This window comes from Streptomyces sp. NBC_01549 (assembly GCF_026339955.1).
Classification (GTDB): Bacteria; Actinomycetota; Actinomycetes; order Streptomycetales; family Streptomycetaceae; genus Streptomyces.
Window position 1 is genome coordinate 124,987 of the sequence record NZ_JAPEPW010000004.1, and the last position, 23,265, is coordinate 148,251.

The following is a 23,265-nucleotide window of genomic DNA, read 5'->3' on the forward strand; positions in this document are numbered from 1 at the left end:
GAGGTCGCGTCAGCGCGGGTCGGGCCGGGTGGCAGTCCCGGGGTCAGGCCCTGGCGGGCTGGCCGACGACTCCGGTGATCTGGTCCCAGATGGTGAAGCGGATGGTCATCTCGAGGCGGTGTTCGGTGGCGGTCATCAGGTGGCGCGAGGATCGGAAGTGGGGTGAGATGCCGCTGAAGGCCGACAGGAACCGTTGGGCTGCGCCGACGGAGCGGAAGCCTTTCATCGCGCGTTCGCGCTGCCGGGTGGGCTGGTGGGAGTTCTCGGCCCGGTTGTTCAGGCCCTTGTGGGAGCGGTGCTCGACCGAGGGCATCACCTCGCGGTGGGCGGCACCGTAGGACCGGAGCTTGTCGGTCACAATGACGCGGGGCACCGACCGGGTCTTCTTCATCAGCTTCCGAAAGCAACGCCTGGCCGCGTCCTTGTCGCGGCGGCTCTGGACCAGGATGTCCAGGACGTTGCCGTCCTGGTCCACCGCGCGCCACAGGTACTTCCGCTCGCCGTTGGTCTTGACGAAGACCTCGTCCAGATGCCATTTGTCGCCTGGCCTGGGGCGGCGTCGGCGCAGCGCGTCGGCGTAGGACTGCCCGAATTTCCGGCACCACCGGCGGACCGTCTCGTAGGAGACGATGCCGCCGCGCTCGAGCATCAGCTCCTCGACCTCGCGGAAGCTGAGCGGGAACCGGAAGTACAGAGCCACACGCAGTGGGAGATGATCTCCACCGGGTACCGGTGGCCCTTGTACGACGGCCGCGTGCTCGCCACGCGCGATCCCCTCCCGAGCGTGATCGACTTGGAGACCATCTCAGGCCGTCAGCTGCGGGTGCGGCTGCTGCGCTCCTCGCTGCGCGCGCCCGCCACCGTCGCCGACCCCACCGACGTCTTACCGCCCGCGGCGCGCGCTCAGGCAGCCGGCTTGCGGACCCCGTGCGACCTGCGGCTGAACTCCGACGTGCGGCTGCCCGAGCAGGTGCTGACCGAAGTGGAGACCGCCGCGACCGTCCTGGCCCGCCTGGTCACCCATCCGACCGGAACACCGACCTGGCGGCGGTGGATCGAGCAGTTCTCCGAGCGCTACGGCGAGAACACCGCGGTGCCGGTGGAAGCGGTGACGGACCCTGACCGGGGCGTGGGCTTCCCTGCAGGCTTCGTCACGGCGAGCGAACCGCCCCGGCCGATGTCCCGGCGTGACCGCCTGCTGCTGGAGCTGGCCGGCACCGCCGCCGCCGAGGGCAGCCGCACCGTCGCGGTGACCGGGGCGATGATCGAGGAACTGGAAGCAGCGGCCGGCGACAAGCCCCACGGCCTGGCGCCTCACCTCGAACTGGCCGCACAGGTCCACGCCACCTCTGTTCCGGCCCTCGACCGGGGCGACTTCCGGCTGCGCGTGCTCACTGTCTCCCGCTCGGCCGGATCGATGACCGGTCGGTTCTGGCACCTGTTCCCCGGCGCCGAGGAGGCGTACGCGAACCTGCCCACCGTCGATCCGGAGGCGGAACTCGCGCAGCTCTCCTTCCACGCCGGACGCGTGCCGGCCGACCTGCTCACCCGCGCGCCCCAGGCCCTGCCCCGGATCGTCAGCGTCGGCGAATTCCGCCGCCCCGAACCGCACGTCCTCTTCCCCCGCGACCTGTCGGTCACCGTCGCCGACGGCCGCCCCCAGCTGGTGGAGTCCGCGACGGGCAAGCCGCTGGAACTGCTGGCCCCCACCGCCATCAACTTCCTGTGGAACAACTACACCCCGCCGATGGCCCGCTTCCTCGGCGAGATCAGCCGGGCCGCGTCCCCGCAGGTAACCTGGTTCGACTGGGGCGCCGCCTGGACCCTGCCCTTCACCCCAGCCCTCACCTACCGGCGCACCATCCTCACCACCGCCCGGTGGAAGATCCGCAGCCGCACGCTACCCGCCCGCACCGCCCCACTCCAGCAGTGGGCGGACCAACTCCACGCCTGGCGTGCCCGGTTCCGGGTGCCGGAGCGGGTCCTGCTCGCCGAGGACGACCAGCAGCTGCCCCTCGACCTCACCCGCGACGTCGACCTGGACCTCCTGCGCGCGCACCTGGACGCCAGCCCCTTCGGCATCGCCACCCTGCACGACGCGCCCCCGCCGGACGCCGACGGGTGGATCGGCGGCCGGGCCCACAGCATCGTCGTCCCCCTGGCCAGGCGCTCATGACCACGACGACCGTGCCCCGTACGCAGGACCTGTCCGAGGGCGCCCTGGGGATGACCCTGCTCGACATCGAGCGCCGGGACCTGTCCACCGCGCGCCGCCACCTCGCCCAGGCCACCGTCCGAGGGGTGAGCACCGGCAGCAACGCCAGCCTCTTCCACGGCGCACCCGCCCTGGAGCTCGTCCTGGCCCGCGCCCACGGGGCCGGCGACGACGTCCGCGCGGCCGTCGACCGCGTCGTGGACGCCCGGCTCGCCGCCGCCCACCGCCGTCAGGCGGCCGGCGCGCTGCCCCACCTCGCCGAATGGGACCTCATCCGCGGCCTGACCGGACTCGCCGCCCTGCTGCTGTCCCGCCGCCCGATCGCGCCCCGGCTGCCCGACGTGCTCGCCTGCCTCGTCGCGCTCGCCCACCCCGCCCGTGGTGAAGGCCGGATGCTGCCCGGGTGGTGGTCGGCGGTCGGCCCGGACGGGAAGGAGATGGCCGGCGGGCACGGCAACAACGGCATGGCCCACGGCATCGCGGGGCCCCTGGCCGTGCTCTCCCTCGCCCTGCGCGCCGGAGTCAGCGTCCCCGGCCAGGAGGAAGCCGTCGGCACGTTCGCGACCTGGCTCGACCGGCACGGCGCCCACTGAGCTGGTCCAGCAGGCCGGTGGCGGGCTGTTCGGTGCGCAGGCGCACGCCGGCGTCCTTGCGCCCAGCTCGTCGCCGACCGCGTGATCACCGGCTGGACGGGCGGGATCTACGAGCCGGAGACCCATGCCTTCGGCGGCCCCGAGGGCATGGAGGTCGCGCACGACGTGTTCTGCGCCGACAGCCCGGCCGCGCTCGCCGAGACCGGCACCCCCGGCGCCCGCGAGCGCAGCGTGATGCTGCTGTCCGCCATGATCCGCGAGGCCGGGCTGGACCCGTTCGAAGCCGGAGACGTGTACGCCCGGTGGGCCGCCCTGCGGCCCCCCGTCACCCCGCCCCAGGGGACCGCGCTGGAGCATGCCGTCTCTGCGATGCGGCGGCTGATGAACGCGGACGCCGCCCGGCGCCCCGACGCGGAGGCGGGCTGGGGCGAGCGCGTCGCCGCGTTCGAGGACGCCGGCCGCCGCCTGCGCCGACTCGTCGCCGACGGCCGACTGATACGCGGAATCCGGGGCGTCATCGCCCATCACGCGATCTTCGCGTTCAACCGCGCGGGCGTGCCTGCCGACGCGCAGGCCGCCACCGCGTGGCTCGGCCGTCACGTCGCCTTCTCCGCCGGAGAAGGAGCTGACGTGTCTACCCGCAAGTCCGCATCCGCGGACTCCAGCCTCCCTCGAATGGAGACCACCGTGACACCCGTGATCGACCCCAACCAGCTGCGCGAAGCCCTCGCCCAGCGGCTCGTCGACAGCGGCCACCTGCGCAGCCAGGCGGCCATCGACGCCTTCCGCACCACCGACCGGCACGCCTTCCTGCCCGGCGTCGACTTGGAGAGCGCGTACAAGGAGGACGCGGTCCCGATCAAGCACGACGAGCACGGGGAGATGATCTCTTGCATCTCCGCGCCGTCCATCGTCGCCACCCAGCTCGAACAGCTCGGCGCCCAGCCCGGCCACAAGGTCCTGGAAGCCGGCGCCGCAACCGGCTACAACGCCGCCCTCCTCGGCAAGATCGTCTCCCCCGGCGGGCAGGTGTGGACCCTCGACGTCGACCAGGACCTCGTCGCCGGCGCGAGCCAGCACCTTGCCGAAGCCGACGTCGACAACGCTACCGCGGTGATGGCCGACGGCGCGGCCGGGCTGCCCGAGCACGCCCCCTACGACCGGATCATCTTCACCGTCGGCGCCGGCGACGTCCCCGTGAAGATCCTCGACCAGCTCGCCCCCGGCGGACGCCTGGTCCTGCCGATGCGCATCCGCGGCAGCATCTCCCGGAGCTTCGCCTTCGAACGCGACGGCGACACGTGGAAGACCGTCTCCTGCGAGATGGCCACCTTCATCCCGCTGCGCAAGGGCGTCTGCGACGACGTGTACACCCTCGTGCCGATGGCCGGCGAGGGCAACGTGCGCCTGGAGACGTTCAGCGAGCAGGACGTCGACCGCGACGCGCTACGTACCGTCCTCGACCAGCAGCAGACCAAGCTCTACACCGGGGTGAAGTTCCGGCAGGGCTCGGCGTGGGAGTGGCTGTACCTGTACCTGGCCTGCGTGCTGCCCAACGGCCTGTCCCGGCTGCCGGGCCAGCGCCCCGGGTTCACTCCGCACTTCGGGTGGGGGTCCATGGCCGCCCTCGACGGCGGGTCGCTCGCGTACCTGACCATCCGCGAGGGCGAGGACGAGAAGGGCCGGTACTGGGAGGTCGGCGTGATCGGCCACGGCGAGGGCGGCGCCGACCTCGCCGAGCGCGTCGTGAGCGAGATCCGCGCCTGGGACGCGACCGGCGGCAACGACGCCCCCGAACCGGGCTTCCGGATGGCCGTCGCGGACTCGCGTGACCGGCTGACGGCGGACGACCCGCGCTTCGTCGTCGACAAGCCCTACAGCCGTCTCGTCGTCGACTGGGCGCGCAAGGGCTGAGCCGATGATCCCCGCGATAGCCAGCCGCATCCCCCTGGTCCGCCGCACCAAGGCGCCCGCACTCCCCTTGGAGGAGCGCATCAACCATCTCACCGGGCTGACCGTCGCGCCCGCAGGTGCGGGCCACCATGACCTGGTGGCCCGCACCTGCGGGGTCCTCAACTACGCCGCGCTCATCGCCTCCGACGTCGGCCTGCCCGACCTGGCCGAGGATCTGTGCTGGGGGCAGCACCAAGTCTTCGCCAACGCCGGACGCCTCAACCTGGATCCACCGGCTTGATGTCTGTGGACAGTTTCTCGGGGAACGAAGAAGTGCCTTGTGACCTGCGATGATGGGGTTTCTCTAGGACCACATCAGGCACGATCAGCAAGGCACTTCCGAGATGCAATCTTCCCATGCCGCAGCGGCGGTCTCATCCGCGTTCGACGACCCGAACCTAATCGCGTACGGCGGCCTGGAGCCGGTGGTGCGGTTGGCCGAGCGGTGCGGTCTGCCCGCACTGGTCGGGGAGTACATCCGTCTGCCGGCCTCGAAGGACGGCACCGGTGCCTTCCCCACAGCGAAAGTGATGTCGCTGGTGGGCGGCATGGTCGCGGGCGCCGACAGCATCGATGACATGCACCGGCTACGGCACGGCGCGATGGGCCGCCTGTTCTCCGGTGTGCGGGCCCCGTCCACGCTGGGGTCGTTTCTGCGTTCCTTCACGCACGGGCATGTGAAGCAATTGCACGCCGTGGCCCGCCGGTTCCTTCCCGAACTGGCCCGTCACGCCCCGCTGCTGCCCGGCGCGGACCAGGTCGCCTACGTGGACATCGATGACACCATCCGCCGCACCTACGGCTACGCCAAGCAGGGCACCGGTTACGGATACAGCAAGGTCAAGGGCCTGAACGCGCTGCTCGGCATCGTCTCCACACCCCTGGCCGCCCCGGTGATCGCCGCCACGAGGCTGCGCAAGGGACCATCGAACTCCGCGCGCGGGGCGGCAGCGTTCGTCGCCGAGACCATCCGCACCGCCCGCGCCTGCGGCGCGAATGGCCTGCTGGTGATGCGCGCGGACTCGGCGTTCTACGGCGCCGATGTCGTCAACTCCTGCCGGGCGCTGGGCGCGCGGTTCTCCATCACCGTGCGGATGAACGCTTCCGTCAAGGCCGCCATCGCCCGCATCGATGAGGACGCCTGGATGCCGATCAAGTACCCCAAGGCGGTCTGGGACGAGGAGGGCCAGTGCTGGATCTCCGACGCCGAGATAGCCGAGACCGGCTACACCGCCTTCACTTCCAAGCCGAAGAAGCAGCAGGTCACCGCCCGTCTGATCGTGCGCCGCGTCAAACGCCTGAACACTGGCACCGTCCCCGCCGGACAGGGCACGCTGTTTGACACCTGGCGCTACCACGCCGCGTTCACCGACTCCCCGCTCTCCTTGAACGATGCCGAGCGTGATCACCGACGGCACGCTGTCGTCGAGCAGGTGATCGCGGATGTCAAGAACAGCGCCTTCGCCCACGCACCCTCCGGGCATTTCCAGGCCAATGCCGCGTGGCTCGCCCTGGCCGCCCTGGCGCACAACCTGACCCGCGCCGCCGGCGCACTGGCCGGCACGTTCCATGCCAGAGCGACCACCGCCACCATCCGTGACCACCTGATCAACGTGCCCGCCCGCCTGGCCCGCTCCGCCCGCCGCCTCACCCTGCACCTGCCCGACCGCTGGCCCTGGAGCACGGACTTCACCCAGCTCTTCAGCATCGTGCACGCGCCACCAGCCCCCTGACACTCCCCGACCGACCTGCCCGAAAGGGCCCGAGAACTGCGGAAAAGTGGAAAGGCTGGGCAGACCAGCGGCCACCCCACGCCCGAATCCGCAACTCAGCCCCGACACGCCCTGCACGACCCCGAACCGATCACACCACAATCAAGCCGGTGGATCCGGGATCAGCCTGTCAGCCTTATCGTCATCGCCGTGACCGTGGGCTTCGCGGTCTCCAACCAGGTCGCCGCCGCGATCAGCAAGGGGGCCGGGCGCCCCCGGGACGTCATGGCGAACGCCGCCAGCCTGGCCAAGGTCTGGCTCGGGCTCGGCGCGGCCCTGTACCTGTTCCTCGCCATCGCGGCTCCCCTGCTGACCGGTCTCTTCCATGTGGACGCCGAACAGCAGGACACGTTCGTCTCCTTCCTGCGTTGGACCAGCGTCGCCAATCTGCTGGCCATCGGGGCGGAGCTCTGCGCGTCCAGCCTGCGCGGCTACGGGTGTGTGCGGCACGCCACGCTTCTGGTCGTCTGTACGGCGAGCGTACGGATCGGCCTCGTGGCCGGCCTCGGGCTCGGCACCGACATCGGGGTAGCGGCGGTGCCCATCGCCGAGGCGACAGCGGGTCTGCCACCGATCAACCACCAACGGTCAGGTGCACGCGTGGTCAGGCCCGCCGCCACCGTCACACCGGCGAGCGCCAGCATCATGATGCCGGTCCGCCACCAGTACCTCTGCCGATCAGCAGAGCTGAAGCCGATCCACACATCGGGCATGTCCAGGATGCTATCGCCGCACACTCGAACAACGACCGCCCTGACTTGACGAGTTAGACGCCTGAGGTGTCTCTTCAACCGCATGATCGGCCAGCTCTACCACTGCCTCCGGCACCGCAAGCTGTTCGACGAACACACCGCGTTCCCCGCCGAACTCGCCACCGCGGCTTGACTCGTTGGCATCGTGAGGTGTCTGCCTTCGTGCACGTACAGCCGGAAGATCACCCGACCAGGGCTTCCGTTCGATCTGCCCGTTCCAAGATCGGTTGAGATACGGCTTCTTAACAATGAGACCCGCCGCCTGACGGCAACGGGCCTCACGATGGCGCCAGCAATAACCAACAGAGTCGACAGTGGATCCCTCTTGGCGCTTCAGCGGGCCGGTCGCGGTCAGCAGCGGGGAGCTACAGCGGACGCGCCGCCTTCAGCTTCCTGTACTCGTCGACCCCTCGCACGAACCGGCACTCGCCGGTCCTTTGGTTGACGACGATGGGCCAGTTCCCGCCCAGCCGCGCGCCACTCTCCGCGCTCGGCGGGTAGACGAAGACGTGGTGGCCGGGCAGGTGCAACCTGTCGGCAGGAAGAATGTGACATCCCCATTCATCCCACTTGGGAATATTAGACCTGCCGAATTCTTCGGCAAGGCTAGCCGCCTCTTGTTGCTGCACTCTACTTTCCTCCTCCCGTATACATGAAGTCGTAGTACTCCCAGTCCAGCACGGCGTACCGGCCGGTCTGACCGTCGAGGAACTTGACGTTTCCTCCGTCGTTCACCGCGTTGAAGAAATGTCCCGGATACGGGATGTTTCCGGCACCGTCGGTGTCGAATCCGTATACGATACCGCGCGATCCGTCTCCCCCTTCGCAGCAGCTCACCGGCCATGCCATCACGGCCACTCGTTGCCTTGAAGGTCGATCCGTAGTGATTTTCGAGGTCACTTGCGTCAGTGATTCCCCCGTCTGCCGCGCTGCCCGCCACCGAGCCCGACGACGGCGACAACCCGCCGCTTTACGCAGCACCCGTCCGCTGACGTTGCCGTCAACTACTGCCGTCAGACACCACAGAGGCCCCACCGGAAGATCACCCGGCGGGGCCTCTGGCACATTTCAGGAACGGTCAAGTATTTTGACCTGCACGCGATATCCCGAAGGCTCACTGAGATCCGCCCAGGTCGGGGTTCGCGCCTCCATGCTCGCCAAAATCCCAACAGAATCAGTCGTGCCGCTGTCCATTCATCTCTCCGTGAACCCACTCGATACACTCGGGCCGATCGCCGGTTCCAAGTCGGCAGAACTCCTCAAGTGCGGCCCGAACCTGATCGAGCGGCAGAGAACTTCTGGGGTCAAAGAAGTATGGGACCCCAGGGTCGGACACGACGCGCGGATCGAAATCAGGAGGACTTGGGTTATTGGAAACCCAAATGTGTTCCGAAATATCGCCTTTCGTCGCACGCTCTTGAGTTGCGAACCAAACGAGCCCGCCGTAACCAGTCTCCGAGTTCACTGCGACCTGAAGGGTGTTGTCAGGCCACCAGTCGCGGACGGACTCCGAATGACGCCCGTCCGCGAACATAAACGATGCAACCTCTCCCGGACTGATCCATGGCTGGTCACGACGCTCTGATCGCAGGTTCTCCATGACCTCGGCAACTATTCCAGCCTTTTCCGACCAGCTTTCTGCATAGTAATAGCGCCCATGGATCACTGCATTCAGAATCACGGCGCGGCGGCCTTTCCCGGAATAACTGCTGGCTCTGTTGCGCCAAGGTACCATACGGTCATCGCTGAACCTTCGGGCAGGATTTCCCTAATTGCGTTTCGGCACCCATACATGCCGCCGCATACGCCTTCAGAGTTATTCATGACAACCGTTGCGTCGTTTACGCCATTTTGCCGCATCCACATTGCATATTGCGCTTCAACATGCTGTGACGCCGGGTAACGTGCAGCTCTCGGATTAATGGGGGCTCCATGTTTCCTAAGATATTTATCAGTAGCCTCAACGAGATCGCTGCTGTCGCCAGCTTCTATCTCGTCATGGATGGCATTTCCCGACGAATCGAAGATTCGACCGGTCGTCACGCGCTTAGAGGAAAGCTCACTCCGCTCGCGACCGAGTTCACCGAAGCTGGGTTCACCAGCGCTCTCAACTGGTACCGCAACTGGCAGCTGACCGCCCCGTGGGAGGGCGCGCGGTACCGGATGCCCGGCCGCTACGTCACCGGCGACCGTGACCTGGTCTACGGGTTCCCGGGGATGGACCAACTGATCCCCGCCCTGCCCACGCTTCGCCCGGGCATCGGACCGGGCACACATCCTGCCCAGCTGCGGCCACTGCATCGCCGAGGAGTACTCCGACCAGGTCAATGCGACGCTGCTGGAATTCCTGGGTTCGCTGAAAAGTTGACCGGCTGACAAGTTGACGGGCACCGGATAGCACGCTTCCGGAATACCGCCTCTCCACCAGTTCGCCAGTCACCCCGACCGCGAGGCGATCGTCGATCGCATGTGCGAGCCCGGAGCGCTCACCGCCGGCAGGGCCTGAACCATGGGCAGGTGCGCCGCCGCAACGACTGCCGCGCCCTGGATGGTCGCGGCGCCAAGTCAGCTGCATCACCGCCCGAGGTCGGTTACGTTTATAAAGCACCTGGTCAGAGGGGGGTAACAAGTCGTAACCCACCTGGGACACTCCATGACCGGCCTGACCGTCATCCTGCTGCTCGTGGTTCTGGCCACCGCCGTGGCGACCGGTGCCCGACGCTGGAGCTTGCCCGCCCCCTCGCTCCTCGTAGTTGCCGGTCTGGTCGTGGGGCTCATGCCCTGGGTTCCAGAGGTGCGCCTGCCGCCTCACGTGATCAACGTGCTGGTGCTGCCACCGCTGCTCTACGCCGCGGCTGGGGAAATCTCCGTCCGCGACCTGCGCACCGTGTGGCGGCCTGTGACCGGCCTGGTCTTCGGCCTGGTCCTCGCCTCGGCCATCGCCGTCGGGTACGTGGCCCACGCGATCACCCCGCTCACGGCCGCAACCGCGTTCATCCTCGGCTCTGTCCTGGCCAGCACCGACCCCGTGGCCGTGACCGCGCTTGGCCGGCGCCTGTCTCTCCCACCGCGCGTGCAGGCCATGGTGCAGGCGGAAAGCCTGTTCAACGATGCCACCTCACTGGTCCTGTACAAGGTCGCCGTGGCCACCGCGGTGTCCGGCAGCGCCATCAGTGTGCCCGGGACCGTTGAGCAGTTCCTGATCCTTGCAGGCGGAGGAGGCCTCATCGGCGCGGCGGTCGCCGCAGTGGTGGCCCTGATCCGCAGACGGACCGAGGACCCCATGCTGGAGACCGTCATCGCATTGGTCACGCCGTACGCCTCTTACGTCATCGCGGAGCAATCGCACACCTCCGGCGTGACCGCCGTCATCGTGTCCGGGGTCGTCCTCGGCAGCACCGGCCACAAGCTCAGCAACGCCCCCGTCCGCCTCCAGGTCCACGCCGTCTACGACACCGTGACCTTCCTGCTGGAGAGCGTCGTCTTCGCCCTGATCGGCCTCGAGCTCCCCTCGGCCGTCCGTCATCTCGCGCGCGACGAGCACGGCTGGCCGCTGTGGGTGCCGGTGATCGCCTTCACTCTGTTGGCGATTCGCCTGCTGTGGATCTTCCCGCTGTCCGCCCTGATCCACCACCGGCACAGGGAGGGCGACAACCGCCTCTCCTGGCGTGTCCCGGCTGTCCTGTCCTGGGCGGGCACCCGAGGCGTCATGCCGCTGGCAGCCGCGCTCTCCATCCCCCTGGTCACCCACACAGGGGCGCCGCTGCCGCACCGGGCGCTCATTCTCACGCTCACCACCGGGACCATCGCGCTCACTCTGATCTTCCAGGGTTTCACCCTGGTCCCCGTCGTCCGCCGCTCCGGCATCGCTCTGGAACCGGAGAGCACCGCCCGTGAGGAGGCCCGGACCCGCCGACACATTGCAAACGCCGCTCTCGAAGAGCTCAAACAGCTTGGCGATCTGGATCAGCTCGCTGATCTGGGTGCCGCCGCCGAGGCCGCCTTGAAACAGGCCCGTCGTCATCTGGAAGCGCGCATCCACCAGGTTGAAGACGCCCACTACAGCGACCCGGACGCCCGTCCTGCCGACGCCTACCGCGAGATACGCCAGACACTCATCGCCATCGAGGCGGCCGAGCTCCAGCACCTCTACGAAGCGAACAAGATCAGCAACGCCACCCGACGCCGGATCCAGCACGAACTCGACCTCGAAGAAGCCAGCCTCCGTGACCGCGGCTGACTGCCAGCCCCGGTAACCCCTAGGTCAAAGCCTTCTGCCCCGACCAATGGACGAACGAGAGCGGCCGGCTTGTCTGCCTCGTGCGACCAGCGGACTGCTGACATGACCGAGGGGATGTCCTGCTGCTCGCATGGCGATGGTGTGCGGCCGATATCGACACCGGCACCTTGATCGCCGGCTCACTGCCCTGGCCGCCTCGCGCGCCCTTCCAGCATCGAAGGCATGCGGCGACGACCAGGAGGAGGCTGGGAGTGGAGATGATGGCCTGGCCGATGCCACGGCTGCTCGGTTGCCGCTGGCAGGTTGTGCCATGCATGTCCGCAGGTGCCTTTGCAGTACGTCTCGCGGCGGCGAGTGTCTGCAATGGCGAACACGGAGAGCGGTGGGCGACGCCGTAGCTGCGGAGCTTGTCGGTGACCAGCGCCCGCGGCACCCGGCACTGCTTCTTCATCAGCTTGGCCATGAACCGCCTGGCGGCCTTGGCGTCGCGCCTGCTCTGGACAAGGACGTCCAGCACGTTGCCGTCCTGATCGACCGCGCGCCACAGGTACCGCCGCTCGCCGTTGATCTTCACGAACACCTCGTCCAGGTGCCTCTTGTCACCGGCCCGGGGCTTTCGGCGGCGCAGCCCGGCCGCGTACGCGGGTCCGAACTTGGCGCACCACTGGCGGATCGTCTCGCAGGAGACGATCACGCCGCGGGCGAGCATGAGCTCCTCCACCTCGCGGAAGCTCAGCGGGAAACGGTGATACAGCCACACGCAAGTACGCGATGATCTCCGCCGGGTACCGGAACCCCTTACACGACGGCGACCCCGCGTCCAAGACTGCCCTCCCCGCGAGCACAACCCCAAGATCATCCCAGATCTCAGCCAAGTTGACGACGCCCCCTCGACGCCCTCCCGAGAAGCCGCGCCACTGAGACCTTCCGCAGCCAGCTCGTCGCCACCGGATGTCTACCGAAACGCAACAACTACGCTGCGGAGTTCCAGAGTTGGTTGAACTCCTACCTCGTCGATGTCGCAGTATCAGACCACCGGCTTCACCTCCACGAGTACGGCATCTGGCGGCTTCTCCCCAGGATCCGTCAACCTCGGGACAGTAGACCCCAGACCTACCCGACCCTTCAGTACGCCAAGAGCAGGATCAAAGCCGCCGAGTCCTTCCTCGCCTGGCTCGCCCAGCGCGACACACCACTTGCGAAAGCCACCCAGGCGGACGTCGAGGAGTTCATCACCCAGAACCCGCAGCTCCTTGGCGCCATGGAACCGTTTCTCCGATGGACGACGCGGACCCGCAAGACCCGCAAGCTCTCCTGTCGCAAACAGCGCATTGACCAGCCCATGCCCGCCATCACGTCCGAGGAGCGGTGTCAACTGCTTCGACGCCTACTCCACGACGGCAGCCTCGACCTGGCCGACCGCGTCATGGGCGCGATCATCCTGACCTACGCCGCCCCGCTGACGAAGACACTGATGATCCGCACCGACGACATCCGGATCACCGACAACGACGACGACGTCGACGTCCACCTGCGGTTGGGTGCGACCGAGCTCCGCCTACCACCACTACTCGACCAACTCGTCGTCCAACACCTGCGACAAGATCGCCTGCCGCACGTGGGAGCGGCCATCGTGACGGGCCCCTGGCTCTTCCCCGGGATGAAAGCTGGCCAGCCGCTCAGCCACGCCCGAGCCGGGGTTCGCCTGCGCAGACTGGGACTGCATCCCGGGCCCGCACGGTCACGGGCCCTGCTCCATCTGGCCGCACGCATCGAAGCCCCCCTCCTCGCACAGGCTCTCGGCATCACCCCGCGCACCGCAGTCCGCTGGTCGGATCTCGCCGGCCGCACCTACAGCGGATACGTCGCCCGAGTCGTGAGGACGACGCCCGATCGCCAGAAGACGGAGGTCAGCAGTAGCGTCCGCTCGCCTCGGCCTTGCTGAAGTCGCCAGCTGCGAACGCCTTCGCCGGAATCGTGAAGTACATGGTCCCGGCATCGCCCCAGCCCCATCCGAGCTCTCCGTCCTCCGTGAGCTGGAGCAGATGGACGGCAGGACCGTCGGCATCGCGACGGGTCACCCCAGACCCATACGAGGTGTCAGGCCACCCGAAGGCGCGATGACGGCCTGTGGTGTTCCCGTCGATATCGCCCATCGCGGTGAGGATGAGCGATGCCGCGCCCCAGTGCTCGTCCGGGTCGAAGTCGAGGTCGTCGTCCTCAACGTCCCAGCAGTCCGGGAGCATGGTCACCTCGGCGGCGTGGAGAGGCTGGACCTGATAGCCGCGTGCCGGTTCGGGTGCGGCTGTCTCGACCGCCAGAGCGGGGTCCGCGGGGATCACCCGGCACACCTCGGGCCCGGATGTGTCCAGTACGCGGTACTCCTCGTAAGGCACGTCCGGATCGAGGTAGAAGAAGTTGAGCAGACCCGGCCGCGTCGGCAGCTCGTGCGCAAGCCAAAGCGCGAGGGCGTCGCTATCGAGGACGGCGTGCAAGGACAATGGGACACCGTCGAGTTCGGGCCAGGCCGTGCCCGGTTCGAGCAAGGCAGGCCCACCGAGCCGGCATCGGCCGGTCGCCTCGGTGTCAGCTGTCGCAGGCTCCAGCCGGAAGCCGCGACGGCCCATGGCCACGAACTGCTGGCCGGCGTCCTCACCGAGCCGTTCGGCGCATACCCGGCGCATGCCGACAGGGTCGTCGAATTCCATGCCTGGCGCAGGATGCTCGGCCCGTCCGGCCACGGCAGGTGCTTGTCGCCCCATTGCTGCAGGGCGAGCAGGACGACGAGGAGATCCCGGCCCGCATCCGTGAGCACGTACGAGAAGCGAGCCCGCTCTCCCGGTTCCCGGCAGGGCACCTTCTCCATCACGCCGTATGCGACCAGCGTGTATCCGGCGTTGTCGTCCTAGTACTGCAACCGCATCTGCCGTGACAGGTGCTGGGTTGGCTCGTTGTTCCGACTGTGCGATGAATCGTTGACGGTTGAGCAGGTCGAGTCGTGGTCCGAGGGGATAGCCGGGTTCCATGCCCGGTTCGCCCACCGTTTCGGCAGGTCGGAGCCCCGCGAGCGGGCGTCGGACTACCTGAACGGGTTGCTCGCGCCGCTTGAGAAGAAGAACGGGTGGACGCTGTCGGAGCAGGTCGGGCAGTTGCGCCCCGACGGCGTCCAGCGCCTGCTCAACCACTCCGACTGGGACGAGAACGCGGTCCGCGACGATGTCCGGGACTTCGTCGTGGAGACCATCGGCGCCAAGGACGCGGTGCTGATCGGCGACGACACCGGCTTCCTGAAGAAGGGCACCAAGTCCGCCGGCGTCCAGCGGCAGTACACCGGCACAGCCGGCCGCACGGAGAACAGCCAGATCGGAACATTCCTGGCCTACGCCTCCGCCAGGGGCGGGCGTTGATCGACCGCGAGCTCTACATCCCCGTCTCCTGGACGGATGACCGTGACCGCTGCCGCGCGGCCGGGATCGACGACGAGGTCCCCTTCGCGACCAAGAACGAGCACTTCAAGTGGATGCTGCAACGCGCCATCGACGCGGGTGTCCCGTTCGCGTGGGTCACCGCTGACGAGGCATACGGGCAGGTCAAGCACCTGCGAGTGTGGCTGGAGGAACGTCGGGTCGCGCACGTGCTGGCCACGAAGGTCAACGACACTGTGATCACCACGCACGGGGCGGACACGCGGGTGGACCAGTTGGTCGCCGCGCTGCCCCGCCAGCGGTGGAAACGAATCTCCGGCGGGGCCGGCGCGCACGGTGAGCGGATCTACGACTGGGCGCGTGTCGCGATCCGCCCGTCCTGGGAAAACGGCTTCGGGCACTGGGTGCTGGCCCGACGCAGCGTCAGCGACCCGAGCGAGATCGCCTACTACGTCTGCTACGGCCCGGTCGCCTCCCGACTGAAAGACCTGGTCAAAGTAGCTGCCGCGAGGTGGGCGGTCGAGGAGTGCTTCCAGACCGCGAAGGGAGAGTGCGGTCTGGACCACTACCAGGTGCGGCTCTACCGGGCCTGGTACCGCCACATCACCCTGGCCATGGCCGCCCTTGCCTACCTGACCGCCGTCCGCGCCGCAGAAGCCACAAAAGGGGCACTCTCGACGACGAGCAAGACCTCATACCCCTCAGCGTCCCGGAGATCCGCCGGTTGATGGGCCACGTCGTCGTCACGCGCCACTGTCACAGCAACGAGCACCATCTGCACTGGTCACGCTTCCGACGACGCAGCCAAGCCCGAGCCCGCCGCTCCCACTATAAACGCCGAGGCCACATTCTCCAGATGCGGTTGCAGTACTAGTCGTGATCGGTGGAAAGGGCGACATGCCGCCAGGCGTCCATCTCCTTGCGGAAGGTGTCCAGTTTGGCGTCGAAGGCTTGCAGGGTGTCGGTGCCGAGCTGGAGGCGCAGGGGCGGCTCGGGGGCGGCGGCCATCTCGACGATGGCGTGGGCGGCCTTGACCGGGTCGCCGGGCTGGGCGTGGTTCAGGCCGGGGACGGCGTCACGCATCGCGCCGGCGGTGGGCGCGTAGTCGTCGATGGTGTCGGGGCCGGTGTGCAGGCTGGCGGCGTCTAGGAAGTCGGTGCGGAAGAAGCCCGGTTCCACGAGTATCACGTGGATGCCGAGGGGTGCGAGTTCGGTGTGGAGGGTCTCGGTGAAGCCTTCGACGGCGAACTTGGTGGAGGCGTAGATGCCCCAGCCCGGCGCGGTGGCGAAGCCCACGATGGAGCTGATGTTGATCACGTGGCCGGAACGCCGGCGCCGCAGGACCGGCAGCACGGCGCGCTGCACGGCGAGTGGGCCGAACACGTTGGTCTCGTACACCGCACGCACCGCAGCGTCGTCGGACTCCTCAACGGCAGCGAGCAGGCCGGTGCCGGCGTTGTTGACCAGGACGTCGATCCGGCCGAACCGCTCGACCGCCGCGTCGACGGCCGCCTGGATGCTCTGCGGGTCGGTCACGTCCAGCGGCACGGCGAGCAGCGCGTCGCCGGCGTCGGGAAACTGCTCGCGGACGGCTTCGGCCTTCCTGGCGGTCGCGACCACCTGGTGACCGGCGGCGAGAGCCGCGCGGGTGATCTCCAGGCCGAAGCCCCGGGACGATCCCGTGATGAACCAAACGCTCATTGTCTTCTCCGGTGTTCAGGCGGTGGTCAGGTCGAAGGCGGGGCGGTTTTGGGCGATGAAGCCCTCGACGTCGAGGGGGTCGCTGCCGCCGATCGTCTTCACGAGGTCGTTGGTGCCGGCGAAGACGCCGTTGCGGTAGTCGACGGCCACGGCGAGCAGGTGCTGGATCAGGTGGTCCGGCGCGCCGCGCCCGTGCAGGATGGCGGCGAATTCGTCGAGTTCGATGGGAACGTAGGTGACGTCGCGGTCCAGCGCCCGCGACATCTTCTCGGCGATCTCGTAGTGGTTGAGTTCCTCGGCTCCGTACAGCGGGTAGATCTGGCCCGCGTGCGGGGCGGGGTCTTCCAGGATGGCCGCGATCACCTTCGCCTGGTCGCTTTCCGCGATGGGGGCGTGGCGTCCGTCGGCGAACGGCAGGCGCAGTTCGCCGGTTCCGTCGGCCCAGGTGTCGATCAGCCACTGGGCGAAGAAGGTCGGGCGGATGTGGGTGACGGGGACCGGGGCGTGGTCCAGGACGCGTTCGGCGACCCAGTGCTGGCGTGCCGCGTTGCTGGCGGTGTTGCGGCGGGCGGAGATCTGCGACATGTTCACGATCGCCTGGACCCCGTTCTCCTCCGCGGCCTGGGCCACGTTCGCGGTGGCGTCCATCAGGCCGGGGCGGATCGGATAGGTGAAGTACAGGGCGTCGATCCCCTTGGTCGCGCGGGCCAGGGTGTCCAGGTCGAGTACGTCGCCTTCCACGACGTCGGCTCCGAGGGCGGCGAGCCGCTCGGCTCGCCCGTCGAGGCCGCGGACGAGTGCGCGGACGCGGTGACCGCGCTGGAGCAGGAGTTCGGTCGTACGGCCGCCGGTCTTGCCGGTGGCCCCGATCACGAGGAGGTTGCGTTCCATGAGGGTGATCTCCGTTTCTTGAGAGGGCGCTGGCGGGAACTCCAGCGTCAGTCCTTCGAGCGGGTGTCGCAGAAGGTGAGTGCGGCGGTGCGACGCCCGTCTTGCAGGAGGCTGCGATCGCGGGCCCGCCCCGAGTGGGCGCGGCCCTGTAGTCAGGGTGTGCGGCGGGGCCGGAGGGCGATCAGCGCGGCGGCCGCAGCGAGTCCGGCGCCGGCCTGGACCCACCAGGCATGGTCGAACCCGGTGGTCGTGGCCTGGGGAGTCAGGGCGACGAGAAGGGCCACGCCCACGGCGCTACCGATCTGTCGGCTCATGTTGAGTACGGCGCTGCCGGTGGTGGCGCGTTCGGGTGCGAGGGTGCCGGCGGCGGCGAACAGCGGCGCCTGGGCCAGACCGCCGGCCAGGCCGACCAGGATCAGGCCCGGGAACATGCCGCCCCAGTAGTCGGGGGTGGTGTGTATGGCGGTGAGCCAGTAGACGGCGGCGAGTGTCATGGCCAGCGTGCCGGTCACGGCGGGGGCGGTGCGTCCGAAGCGGCTCTGGAGGGGTCCGGCGTTCATGGCGAAGGCGATCGAGGCGAGGGGCGCCGGGGCGATGCAGACCCCTGCGCGCAGTGGGCTGAAGTGCCAGACCTCCTGCATGAACAGGGCGGTGCTGAGCAGGACGATGGCGAACCCGGAGGAGAACAGGAACAGGGCCACGGTGGCGGCGGTGAACTCCCTGCCGGCGAACAGCTGCTTCTCGATCACCGGTGCCTCGGCGCGCAGGGTGCGCTGCACGGTCGCGGCGGCGGCCAGCGCGGCCGCGGCGAACAGGGTCACGGTGCGGATGTCCGTCCAGCCCCACCCCGGTCCCTGGACGGTGGCGAGTACCAGCAGGCTCACGGCCAGCAGCAGTGCGAGGGCGGAGACCGGGTCCGGCAGGGCGGCGCCCTTGGGTTGGCGGACCTCGGGCAGCAGCAGCGCACCGGCGACGAGGGTGGCGATGCCGACGGGAACGTTGATCAGGAAGATCCACCGCCAGTCGAGGGTGACGAGCAGTCCGCCGACGGGCGGGCCCGTCGAGGCCGCGATCGCGCCCACGCCCGCCCACAGGCCGACGACCAGGGTGTGCCGGCGTTTGGGGAAGCTCGGGTAAAGCAGGCCGAGCGAGGTCGGCACGATCATCGCTGCGCCGACGGCCTGGAGAGCGCGGGCCGCGACCAGCACGCCGAGGCTGGGTGCGGCGGCCGCTACGGCGGAGGTGAGGGTGAAGAGTGCCACTCCGGACAGCAGCATCTTCTTGCGTCCCCAGTGGTCCGCGATGCGGCCGGCGGGCACGAGCACGGCGGCGAAGACGATGGCGTAGGCCGACAGGACCCACGACACGCTCGCGACGCCCGAGCCCGGGAACGACCAGCCGATCCCGTCGAGGGCGACGTTGACGACGAAGAAGTCGAGCTGGGCCATGAAGGCGACGGCACCGAGCACCGCCATGATGCTCCAGCGGCGCGGGTGACCGGACTCGGCGACGGCCGGGGCCGGGGCATCGTGCACTGTCGTCGCGACCGCTTGCGGTGCCACCTGTGTGGACATCCCGTCCGCCTCCTCAGAAGAATGGGCTTGGCAGCCCTTTTTTGGCCTGCCCCCAGGGAACACCTCACAGAAAGGGTTGTCAAGCCCTTTTTTGCGGTAGGGTTGTAGCCATGACCACCACCAGCGAAGCGCCGGGTCAGAAGCTGACCGCCAAGGGCCTGGCCACACGCGAACGAATCGTCCGGGCGGCCGCCGAGCTGATCTACGAACACGGCGCGCAGAACACCAACAACGAGCAGATCCGCGAGGCAGCCGGAGTCAGCGGCTCGCAGCTGACGCGCCACTTCCCCACCAAGGAGTCCCTGGTGCGCGCGGTGCTCGCCTGGCAGGCCGACAGCATCGTCGCCCGCCACCAGGCGCCCGAGCTGGGCGAGCTGGACACCTTCGCCGCCCTTTACCGGTGGGCCGACTCCTACATCGCCTCGCAGGACATGCTGCGCGGCGGCTGCACGTTCGGCTCCCTGGCCGCCGAGGTCGTCAAGAACGAGCCCTCCCACCGGGACGCGGTGGCCGACGGCTTCGAACGGTGGCAGGAGCTGTTCAAGCGCGGCCTGAGCAAGATGCGCGAGCACGGCGAACTGCGACCGGAGGCCGACCCGGCCGCGCTCGCCCACCTGCTCACCGCCGCGTTCCAGGGCGGAGCACTGCTGGACCAGGCGGCCGACGACAGCACGCCGCTGCGTGACGCGCTGTACGGAGCCCTGGCCTACATCGAGTCATTCGCCGCGGAACGCTGATCGCGTCGCGGGGTGTCGTCCCCCGGGCGGGAGTTGCTCAGGGGGTGCGGGAGGCGACCGGACCGGGGCGGTGCTCCTGCCGGGACCGGGCCTGTGCGGTGAGCGGGAGCCCGGCGAACGTCTGATCCGCGACGCGTTCCAGTGCGGCCGTGTCGGACCCGGCCCTGGCCAGTACTTCCATGCCCCGGTTGACCGCCATGAGCAGGTGACTGATCCCCTGGGCGTCCGCCGCAGGATCGAGGTCGCCATGGCGCTGCGCGGCCCGAACGCACCCGGTCAGTGAACTCTCGATCCTGTCCAGGGCCTGCTGCACGCGCGCGGCGGCCTGCGGATCGTGGTCAACTCCTTCGACGACGAAGCCGGTCACCATGCAGCCGAGTCCGTCCGGGTCCTCGTGCACGAACCGCGCCGACTTCACGAGGTACGCGTGCAGCCGTTCCAGCGCGGTGTCGTCGGGGCCTTCGAGTACGGCCGCCCATGCCGCCTCGATTCGGCCGCAGTACGCCTCCAGTGTCCGCAGGTACAGCGAGCTCTTGTCGCCGAAGGCGGCGTAGAGGCTGCCACGGCCCAGCCCGGCGGCCTTGGCGATGTCGTCGACGCTGGTGCCGGCGTATCCGGTGCGGCGGAACTGTCGCTCGACGGCCTGTACGACCTCGTCCTTGTCGAATCCTGGTGGGCGCCCCATGGCGGCCAGCCTACAGCCCGCACAAGCGTTCTTGACATTCCGTTCCACAAGTTCCTACGGTTCATGACAGATCGGTCCAGAACGAGGTGACCGTTGTTCAGTGCATCCCGCGCATCCCGCAGAACGGATGAGACGCATGTCCCCGCACAGCAACACTGTGGCAGCACGAAACGGCCGGACGGTGACCGACGTGGTCACCCCCGGCCTGGTGTCTCGACTCACTCTGGGGGTGGAGGGCGGCGGCCGGGTCGTAAGCCGCACCCCCATGACGGGCGAGATCATCGCGGAGCTGCCCGAGTCGGCACCGGACGATGTCAAGACGGCATTCGCCAAGGCGCGAAAGGCGCAGCGGGAATGGGCCGCGCTTCCGGTGCGCAAGCGCACGGAAGTGCTGCTCCGGTTTCACGACAGTCTTCTGGACAAGCAGGCCGAGGTGATGGACCTGATCCAGGTGGAGACGGGGAAGGCCCGTCTGCACGCACACGAGGAAGTGCAGTCAGTCGCCGTGGTCGCCCGGCACTACGGGCGCAGGGCCCCGGCATATCTCCGGCCGCGGCGACACCTTGGCGCGTTTCCGGTGCTGACAAAGGTCACCGAGTCGCACCACCCGCGAGGCGTGGTCGGGCAGATCGTCCCCTGGAACTACCCCCTTGAGCTCTCTTTGGGAGACGCGCTGCCTGCTCTTGTCGCGGGCAACGCCGTGGTGACGAAACCGGACACGCAGAGCACCCTGACGCCGCTGTGGGCGCGCAGGCAGCTCATCGAGGCCGGGCTGCCGGCCGATGTCTGGCAGATCGTCATCGGCGACGGCCGGGTCGTCGGGCCCGCGGTCGTGGATCAGGCCGACTATGTCGCCTTCACCGGCTCCGTTGGCACCGGTCGGGACGTCGCGAGCCGTGCGGCAGCCCGTCTGGTCGGCGCGTCACTCGAGCTGGGCGGCAAGAACGCCCTACTCGTGCTGGCCGACGCGGACCTGGACAAGGCCGCCGAGGGCGCGGTTCGCGCGTGCTTCTCCTCGGCCGGCCAGCTCTGCCTGTCGGCCGAGCGGATCTTCGTCCACTCCTCGGTAGCCGCCGAGTTCCTGGAACGATTCGTCTGCCGCACGGAAGCACTCAGCCTCGGTACATCGCTGAGCTACGGGGTCGACATGGGTTCGCTGGCGGGCCCCCGCCAACTGGAAACGGTCTCTCGGCACGTCGACCAGGCCGTCGCCGAAGGGGCCACAGCCCTCACCGGAGGAAGGCCTCGCCCTGATATCGGCCCCTTCTTCTACGAGCCCACCATCCTCGACGGCGTGGAGCCCACAATGGCCGTCCACGCGGAGGAAACCTTCGGACCAGTCGTATCGGTGTACCGCTTCACCGACGAGGACGAGGCGATCGAGCGGGCGAACGCCACGCTGTACAGACTCAACTCCAGTGTGTGGACGAAGGACACACGGCGCGGTGAACGCATCGCGGCCCGTCTGCAAAGCGGCACCGTGAATGTCAACGAGGGCTACGCATCCGCCCATGGCAGCCTCCGCTCCCCGATGGGCGGCATGAAGGACTCCGGACTTGGCCGCCGCCACGGCCTCGAAGGCATCCTCAGCTACACGGAGGCGCAGACAGTCGCCACGCAGCGGATGCTTCCGCTGGCACCGTCGATGGGCATGGACGATCAGCGGTACGCCGCGTTCATCAGCCTGAGCCTGCGCGTCATGAAGGCACTGAGGCTCGCCTGATGCGACCCCGGCGCGAACGTCGCGGACGTGCTCGGCGAGTTCGCCGGAGTCGATGTCACAGAAGGGGCCGCAGATCTCGATGTGCTTCGGCGTGCCCTGGCTGTCAGGAGGTCGCAGACGGCGACTTCTCGAAGTCGGCGACGGACATGCCGTCCCAGTCGTACAGCGACGAGAAGCCGGTGTGCCGGTCGTGATCTCACACGACGGTCACTGTTCTCCGCGGTGAGGCACTGCTCCCTCGTACCCGGCTGTGTCCGGGACGTGCGTGCAGCGGAATTCGACAGTGTTGCTACTCTCCCCATGGTCCATTGATCACGCCACGTTCCATGGATGTGACGCCGTCCGCCGCCCGTTCCTGCGCGAGTTGGTAGGTGAGCGTGTAGGGCGGCGCGGCCGTCTCGGAGCGGGCACCATGGGCGAGGACTTCGTCGGCCAGATGGCGGACCATCTGAAGCCGCGGATAAGCGGCATGGATCCGGCTCTGCTCCTCGGCCACGAGGTCGGCGTTCTTTCCGAAGTCGATCCAGATGCCTTCGTAGGTCAGGTAGGTCAGCAGCCCCATTCGCTCGGGGATCTGCGGAGTGGTGTGCAAGGCGATGGCCTCCCAGACCGTGTCGACATCCCGGGCCGGGGCGCCGAGACCGGTCAGCACGGCGGGCCCTTGTCGACATCCCCGGGCCGCAGCGCCAAGACCGTTCAGTACGGCGGCGGCGAGATCGGCACTACCCCTCTCGAACCGCAGCAGGCGGTGTGCCAGTTCACGGTGTGACCCGCCTCGGCCTGCCACCTGGCGATGTGGCGCCACGAGAGCTGCTCGCGGGCAAGAAATGGCACGGACGTTGACCATCGCTACATAGGGGCCACATGACGAACAGGCATCGCGTCACAGTGCTCGTACTGCCCGGTGTACTCGCGCTCGAGTTCGGCGCCGTGACGCAGATCTTCTCGACGGACCCGCACTACGCGCTGACCCTGTGCGCCGAGAGCGGTCCCGGACCCGTGCC

At 68.4% G+C, this 23,265-nt stretch carries 20 protein-coding genes and 4 pseudogenes; 12 read left to right on the forward strand and 12 right to left on the reverse strand.

Features of this window, described 5'->3' with window-relative positions:
- Positions 1 to 43: 43 nt before the first annotated feature.
- A pseudogene (locus tag OG819_RS51075) lies at positions 44 to 804 on the reverse strand (IS6 family transposase).
- Here OG819_RS51075 and OG819_RS51080 point away from each other — a divergent pair.
- From OG819_RS51080 to OG819_RS51105, 6 genes are all read left to right on the forward strand, one after another.
- A complete protein-coding gene (locus tag OG819_RS51080) occupies positions 713 to 2,176 on the forward strand; it encodes a lantibiotic dehydratase family protein (protein WP_266637050.1) in 1,464 nt (487 codons plus the stop codon). The pseudogene OG819_RS51075 and the gene OG819_RS51080 sit on opposite strands and share 92 nt — an antisense overlap.
- Complete coding sequence (locus OG819_RS51085) at positions 2,173 to 2,808, forward strand: lanthionine synthetase LanC family protein (protein WP_266637048.1); 636 nt, start codon at positions 2,173 to 2,175, stop codon at positions 2,806 to 2,808. The genes OG819_RS51080 and OG819_RS51085 overlap by 4 nt, the downstream gene beginning before the upstream one ends.
- A gap of 81 nt (positions 2,809 to 2,889) precedes the next feature.
- A complete protein-coding gene (fxlM, locus tag OG819_RS51090; RefSeq protein ID WP_266656731.1) occupies positions 2,890 to 4,722 on the forward strand; it encodes a methyltransferase, FxLD system in 1,833 nt (610 codons plus the stop codon).
- Positions 4,723 to 4,726: 4 nt separating this feature from the next.
- Positions 4,727 to 5,002 (forward strand): hypothetical protein, encoded by a 276-nt coding sequence (locus OG819_RS51095; RefSeq protein ID WP_266656733.1) that lies wholly within the window; start codon positions 4,727 to 4,729, stop codon positions 5,000 to 5,002.
- 103 nt (positions 5,003 to 5,105) lie between these two features.
- Positions 5,106 to 6,494, forward strand: coding sequence for an IS1380 family transposase (locus OG819_RS51100; protein WP_266656735.1), 1,389 nt, complete (start codon positions 5,106 to 5,108; stop codon positions 6,492 to 6,494).
- Between the two features lie 189 nt (positions 6,495 to 6,683).
- On the forward strand, positions 6,684 to 7,295 hold the full coding sequence (locus OG819_RS51105; protein ID WP_266656737.1) for a hypothetical protein: 612 nt from the start codon (positions 6,684 to 6,686) through the stop codon (positions 7,293 to 7,295).
- A 740-nt stretch (positions 7,296 to 8,035) separates the two neighbouring features.
- On the opposite strand, the pseudogene OG819_RS59385 reads toward OG819_RS51105, so the two are convergent.
- From OG819_RS59385 to OG819_RS59390, 3 genes and pseudogenes are all read right to left on the reverse strand, one after another.
- Positions 8,036 to 8,350: pseudogene (locus tag OG819_RS59385) on the reverse strand (hypothetical protein); the annotation flags it as partial.
- A 109-nt stretch (positions 8,351 to 8,459) separates the two neighbouring features.
- Entirely contained in the window at positions 8,460 to 8,966 is a 507-nt protein-coding gene (locus OG819_RS51110; RefSeq protein ID WP_266635442.1) for an Imm1 family immunity protein, read from the reverse strand.
- Complete coding sequence (locus OG819_RS59390; protein WP_327138545.1) at positions 8,963 to 9,328, reverse strand: DddA-like double-stranded DNA deaminase toxin; 366 nt, start codon at positions 9,326 to 9,328, stop codon at positions 8,963 to 8,965. The genes OG819_RS51110 and OG819_RS59390 overlap by 4 nt, the downstream gene beginning before the upstream one ends.
- On the opposite strand from OG819_RS59390, the gene OG819_RS51115 reads away from it, so the two are divergent.
- Both OG819_RS51115 and OG819_RS51120 read left to right on the forward strand, forming a co-directional pair.
- Positions 9,218 to 9,661, forward strand: coding sequence for a hypothetical protein (locus OG819_RS51115; RefSeq protein ID WP_266656739.1), 444 nt, complete (start codon positions 9,218 to 9,220; stop codon positions 9,659 to 9,661). The genes OG819_RS59390 and OG819_RS51115 overlap by 111 nt on opposite strands.
- Before the next feature lie 277 nt (positions 9,662 to 9,938).
- On the forward strand, positions 9,939 to 11,525 hold the full coding sequence (locus OG819_RS51120) for a Na+/H+ antiporter (RefSeq protein WP_266656741.1): 1,587 nt from the start codon (positions 9,939 to 9,941) through the stop codon (positions 11,523 to 11,525).
- Positions 11,526 to 11,704: 179 nt separating this feature from the next.
- On the opposite strand, the gene OG819_RS59395 is transcribed toward OG819_RS51120, so the two are convergent.
- Positions 11,705 to 11,965 carry a DUF5958 family protein gene (locus OG819_RS59395; RefSeq protein WP_353963273.1) on the reverse strand — a complete coding sequence of 87 codons (261 nt, stop codon included), beginning with the start codon at positions 11,963 to 11,965 and terminating at the stop codon, positions 11,705 to 11,707.
- Positions 11,905 to 12,285 (reverse strand): annotated as a pseudogene (locus OG819_RS58910) (IS6 family transposase); the annotation flags it as partial. The pseudogene OG819_RS58910 and the gene OG819_RS59395, both read right to left, overlap by 61 nt.
- A 237-nt stretch (positions 12,286 to 12,522) precedes the next feature.
- On the opposite strand from OG819_RS58910, the gene OG819_RS51130 reads away from it, so the two are divergent.
- On the forward strand, positions 12,523 to 13,470 hold the full coding sequence (locus OG819_RS51130) for a hypothetical protein (protein WP_266656745.1): 948 nt from the start codon (positions 12,523 to 12,525) through the stop codon (positions 13,468 to 13,470).
- On the opposite strand, the gene OG819_RS51135 is transcribed toward OG819_RS51130, so the two are convergent.
- Entirely contained in the window at positions 13,436 to 14,233 is a 798-nt protein-coding gene (locus tag OG819_RS51135; RefSeq protein WP_266656747.1) for a YwqG family protein, read from the reverse strand. The two genes, OG819_RS51130 and OG819_RS51135, sit on opposite strands and share 35 nt — an antisense overlap.
- Before the next feature lie 303 nt (positions 14,234 to 14,536).
- Between OG819_RS51135 and OG819_RS51140 the strand changes: the two are divergent.
- Positions 14,537 to 15,678: pseudogene (locus OG819_RS51140) on the forward strand (IS701 family transposase).
- A gap of 142 nt (positions 15,679 to 15,820) precedes the next feature.
- On the opposite strand, the gene OG819_RS51145 reads toward OG819_RS51140, so the two are convergent.
- The 3 genes from OG819_RS51145 to OG819_RS51155 form a co-directional block, all read right to left on the reverse strand.
- Entirely contained in the window at positions 15,821 to 16,651 is an 831-nt protein-coding gene (locus OG819_RS51145; protein ID WP_266656749.1) for an oxidoreductase, read from the reverse strand.
- A gap of 15 nt (positions 16,652 to 16,666) precedes the next feature.
- Positions 16,667 to 17,542 (reverse strand): NmrA family NAD(P)-binding protein, encoded by an 876-nt coding sequence (locus tag OG819_RS51150; protein ID WP_266656751.1) that lies wholly within the window; start codon positions 17,540 to 17,542, stop codon positions 16,667 to 16,669.
- A gap of 152 nt (positions 17,543 to 17,694) precedes the next feature.
- Positions 17,695 to 19,116: an MFS transporter gene (locus OG819_RS51155; protein WP_266656753.1), complete on the reverse strand. Its 1,422-nt coding sequence runs from the start codon at positions 19,114 to 19,116 to the stop codon at positions 17,695 to 17,697.
- A 110-nt stretch (positions 19,117 to 19,226) separates the two neighbouring features.
- Between OG819_RS51155 and OG819_RS51160 the strand changes: the two genes are divergently transcribed.
- Positions 19,227 to 19,853 (forward strand): TetR/AcrR family transcriptional regulator, encoded by a 627-nt coding sequence (locus OG819_RS51160; protein WP_266656755.1) that lies wholly within the window; start codon positions 19,227 to 19,229, stop codon positions 19,851 to 19,853.
- Positions 19,854 to 19,890: 37 nt separating this feature from the next.
- Here OG819_RS51160 and OG819_RS51165 read toward each other — a convergent pair whose 3' ends face one another.
- Positions 19,891 to 20,538, reverse strand: coding sequence for a TetR/AcrR family transcriptional regulator (locus OG819_RS51165; protein ID WP_266635464.1), 648 nt, complete (start codon positions 20,536 to 20,538; stop codon positions 19,891 to 19,893).
- A gap of 157 nt (positions 20,539 to 20,695) precedes the next feature.
- Between OG819_RS51165 and OG819_RS51170 the strand changes: the two genes are divergently transcribed.
- Positions 20,696 to 22,261 (forward strand): succinic semialdehyde dehydrogenase, encoded by a 1,566-nt coding sequence (locus OG819_RS51170; protein ID WP_266656757.1) that lies wholly within the window; start codon positions 20,696 to 20,698, stop codon positions 22,259 to 22,261.
- Between the two features lie 289 nt (positions 22,262 to 22,550).
- Here the strand turns inward: OG819_RS51170 and OG819_RS51175 are convergent, their stop codons facing one another.
- Positions 22,551 to 22,913 carry a hypothetical protein gene (locus OG819_RS51175; protein ID WP_266656759.1) on the reverse strand — a complete coding sequence of 121 codons (363 nt, stop codon included), beginning with the start codon at positions 22,911 to 22,913 and terminating at the stop codon, positions 22,551 to 22,553.
- Positions 22,914 to 23,265: the final 352 nt, after the last annotated feature.

Excerpts from the sequence above, each read along its gene's own strand:
- OG819_RS51165 (WP_266635464.1), bottom strand. The coding sequence starts at position 20,538 with ATGGGGCGCCCACCAGGATTCGACAAGGACGAGGTCGTACAGGCCGTC.
- OG819_RS51080 (WP_266637050.1), top strand. The coding sequence starts at position 713 with ATGATCTCCACCGGGTACCGGTGGCCCTTGTACGACGGCCGCGTGCTC.
- OG819_RS51095 (WP_266656733.1), top strand. The coding sequence starts at position 4,727 with ATGATCCCCGCGATAGCCAGCCGCATCCCCCTGGTCCGCCGCACCAAG.
- OG819_RS51155 (WP_266656753.1), bottom strand. The coding sequence starts at position 19,116 with ATGTCCACACAGGTGGCACCGCAAGCGGTCGCGACGACAGTGCACGAT.
- OG819_RS51115 (WP_266656739.1), top strand. The coding sequence starts at position 9,218 with ATGTTTCCTAAGATATTTATCAGTAGCCTCAACGAGATCGCTGCTGTC.
- OG819_RS51150 (WP_266656751.1), bottom strand. The coding sequence starts at position 17,542 with ATGGAACGCAACCTCCTCGTGATCGGGGCCACCGGCAAGACCGGCGGC.
- OG819_RS51160 (WP_266656755.1), top strand. The coding sequence starts at position 19,227 with ATGACCACCACCAGCGAAGCGCCGGGTCAGAAGCTGACCGCCAAGGGC.
- OG819_RS51135 (WP_266656747.1), bottom strand. The coding sequence starts at position 14,233 with ATGGAATTCGACGACCCTGTCGGCATGCGCCGGGTATGCGCCGAACGG.
- OG819_RS51100 (WP_266656735.1), top strand. The coding sequence starts at position 5,106 with ATGCAATCTTCCCATGCCGCAGCGGCGGTCTCATCCGCGTTCGACGAC.
- OG819_RS51085 (WP_266637048.1), top strand. The coding sequence starts at position 2,173 with ATGACCACGACGACCGTGCCCCGTACGCAGGACCTGTCCGAGGGCGCC.
- OG819_RS51145 (WP_266656749.1), bottom strand. The coding sequence starts at position 16,651 with ATGAGCGTTTGGTTCATCACGGGATCGTCCCGGGGCTTCGGCCTGGAG.
- OG819_RS51120 (WP_266656741.1), top strand. The coding sequence starts at position 9,939 with ATGACCGGCCTGACCGTCATCCTGCTGCTCGTGGTTCTGGCCACCGCC.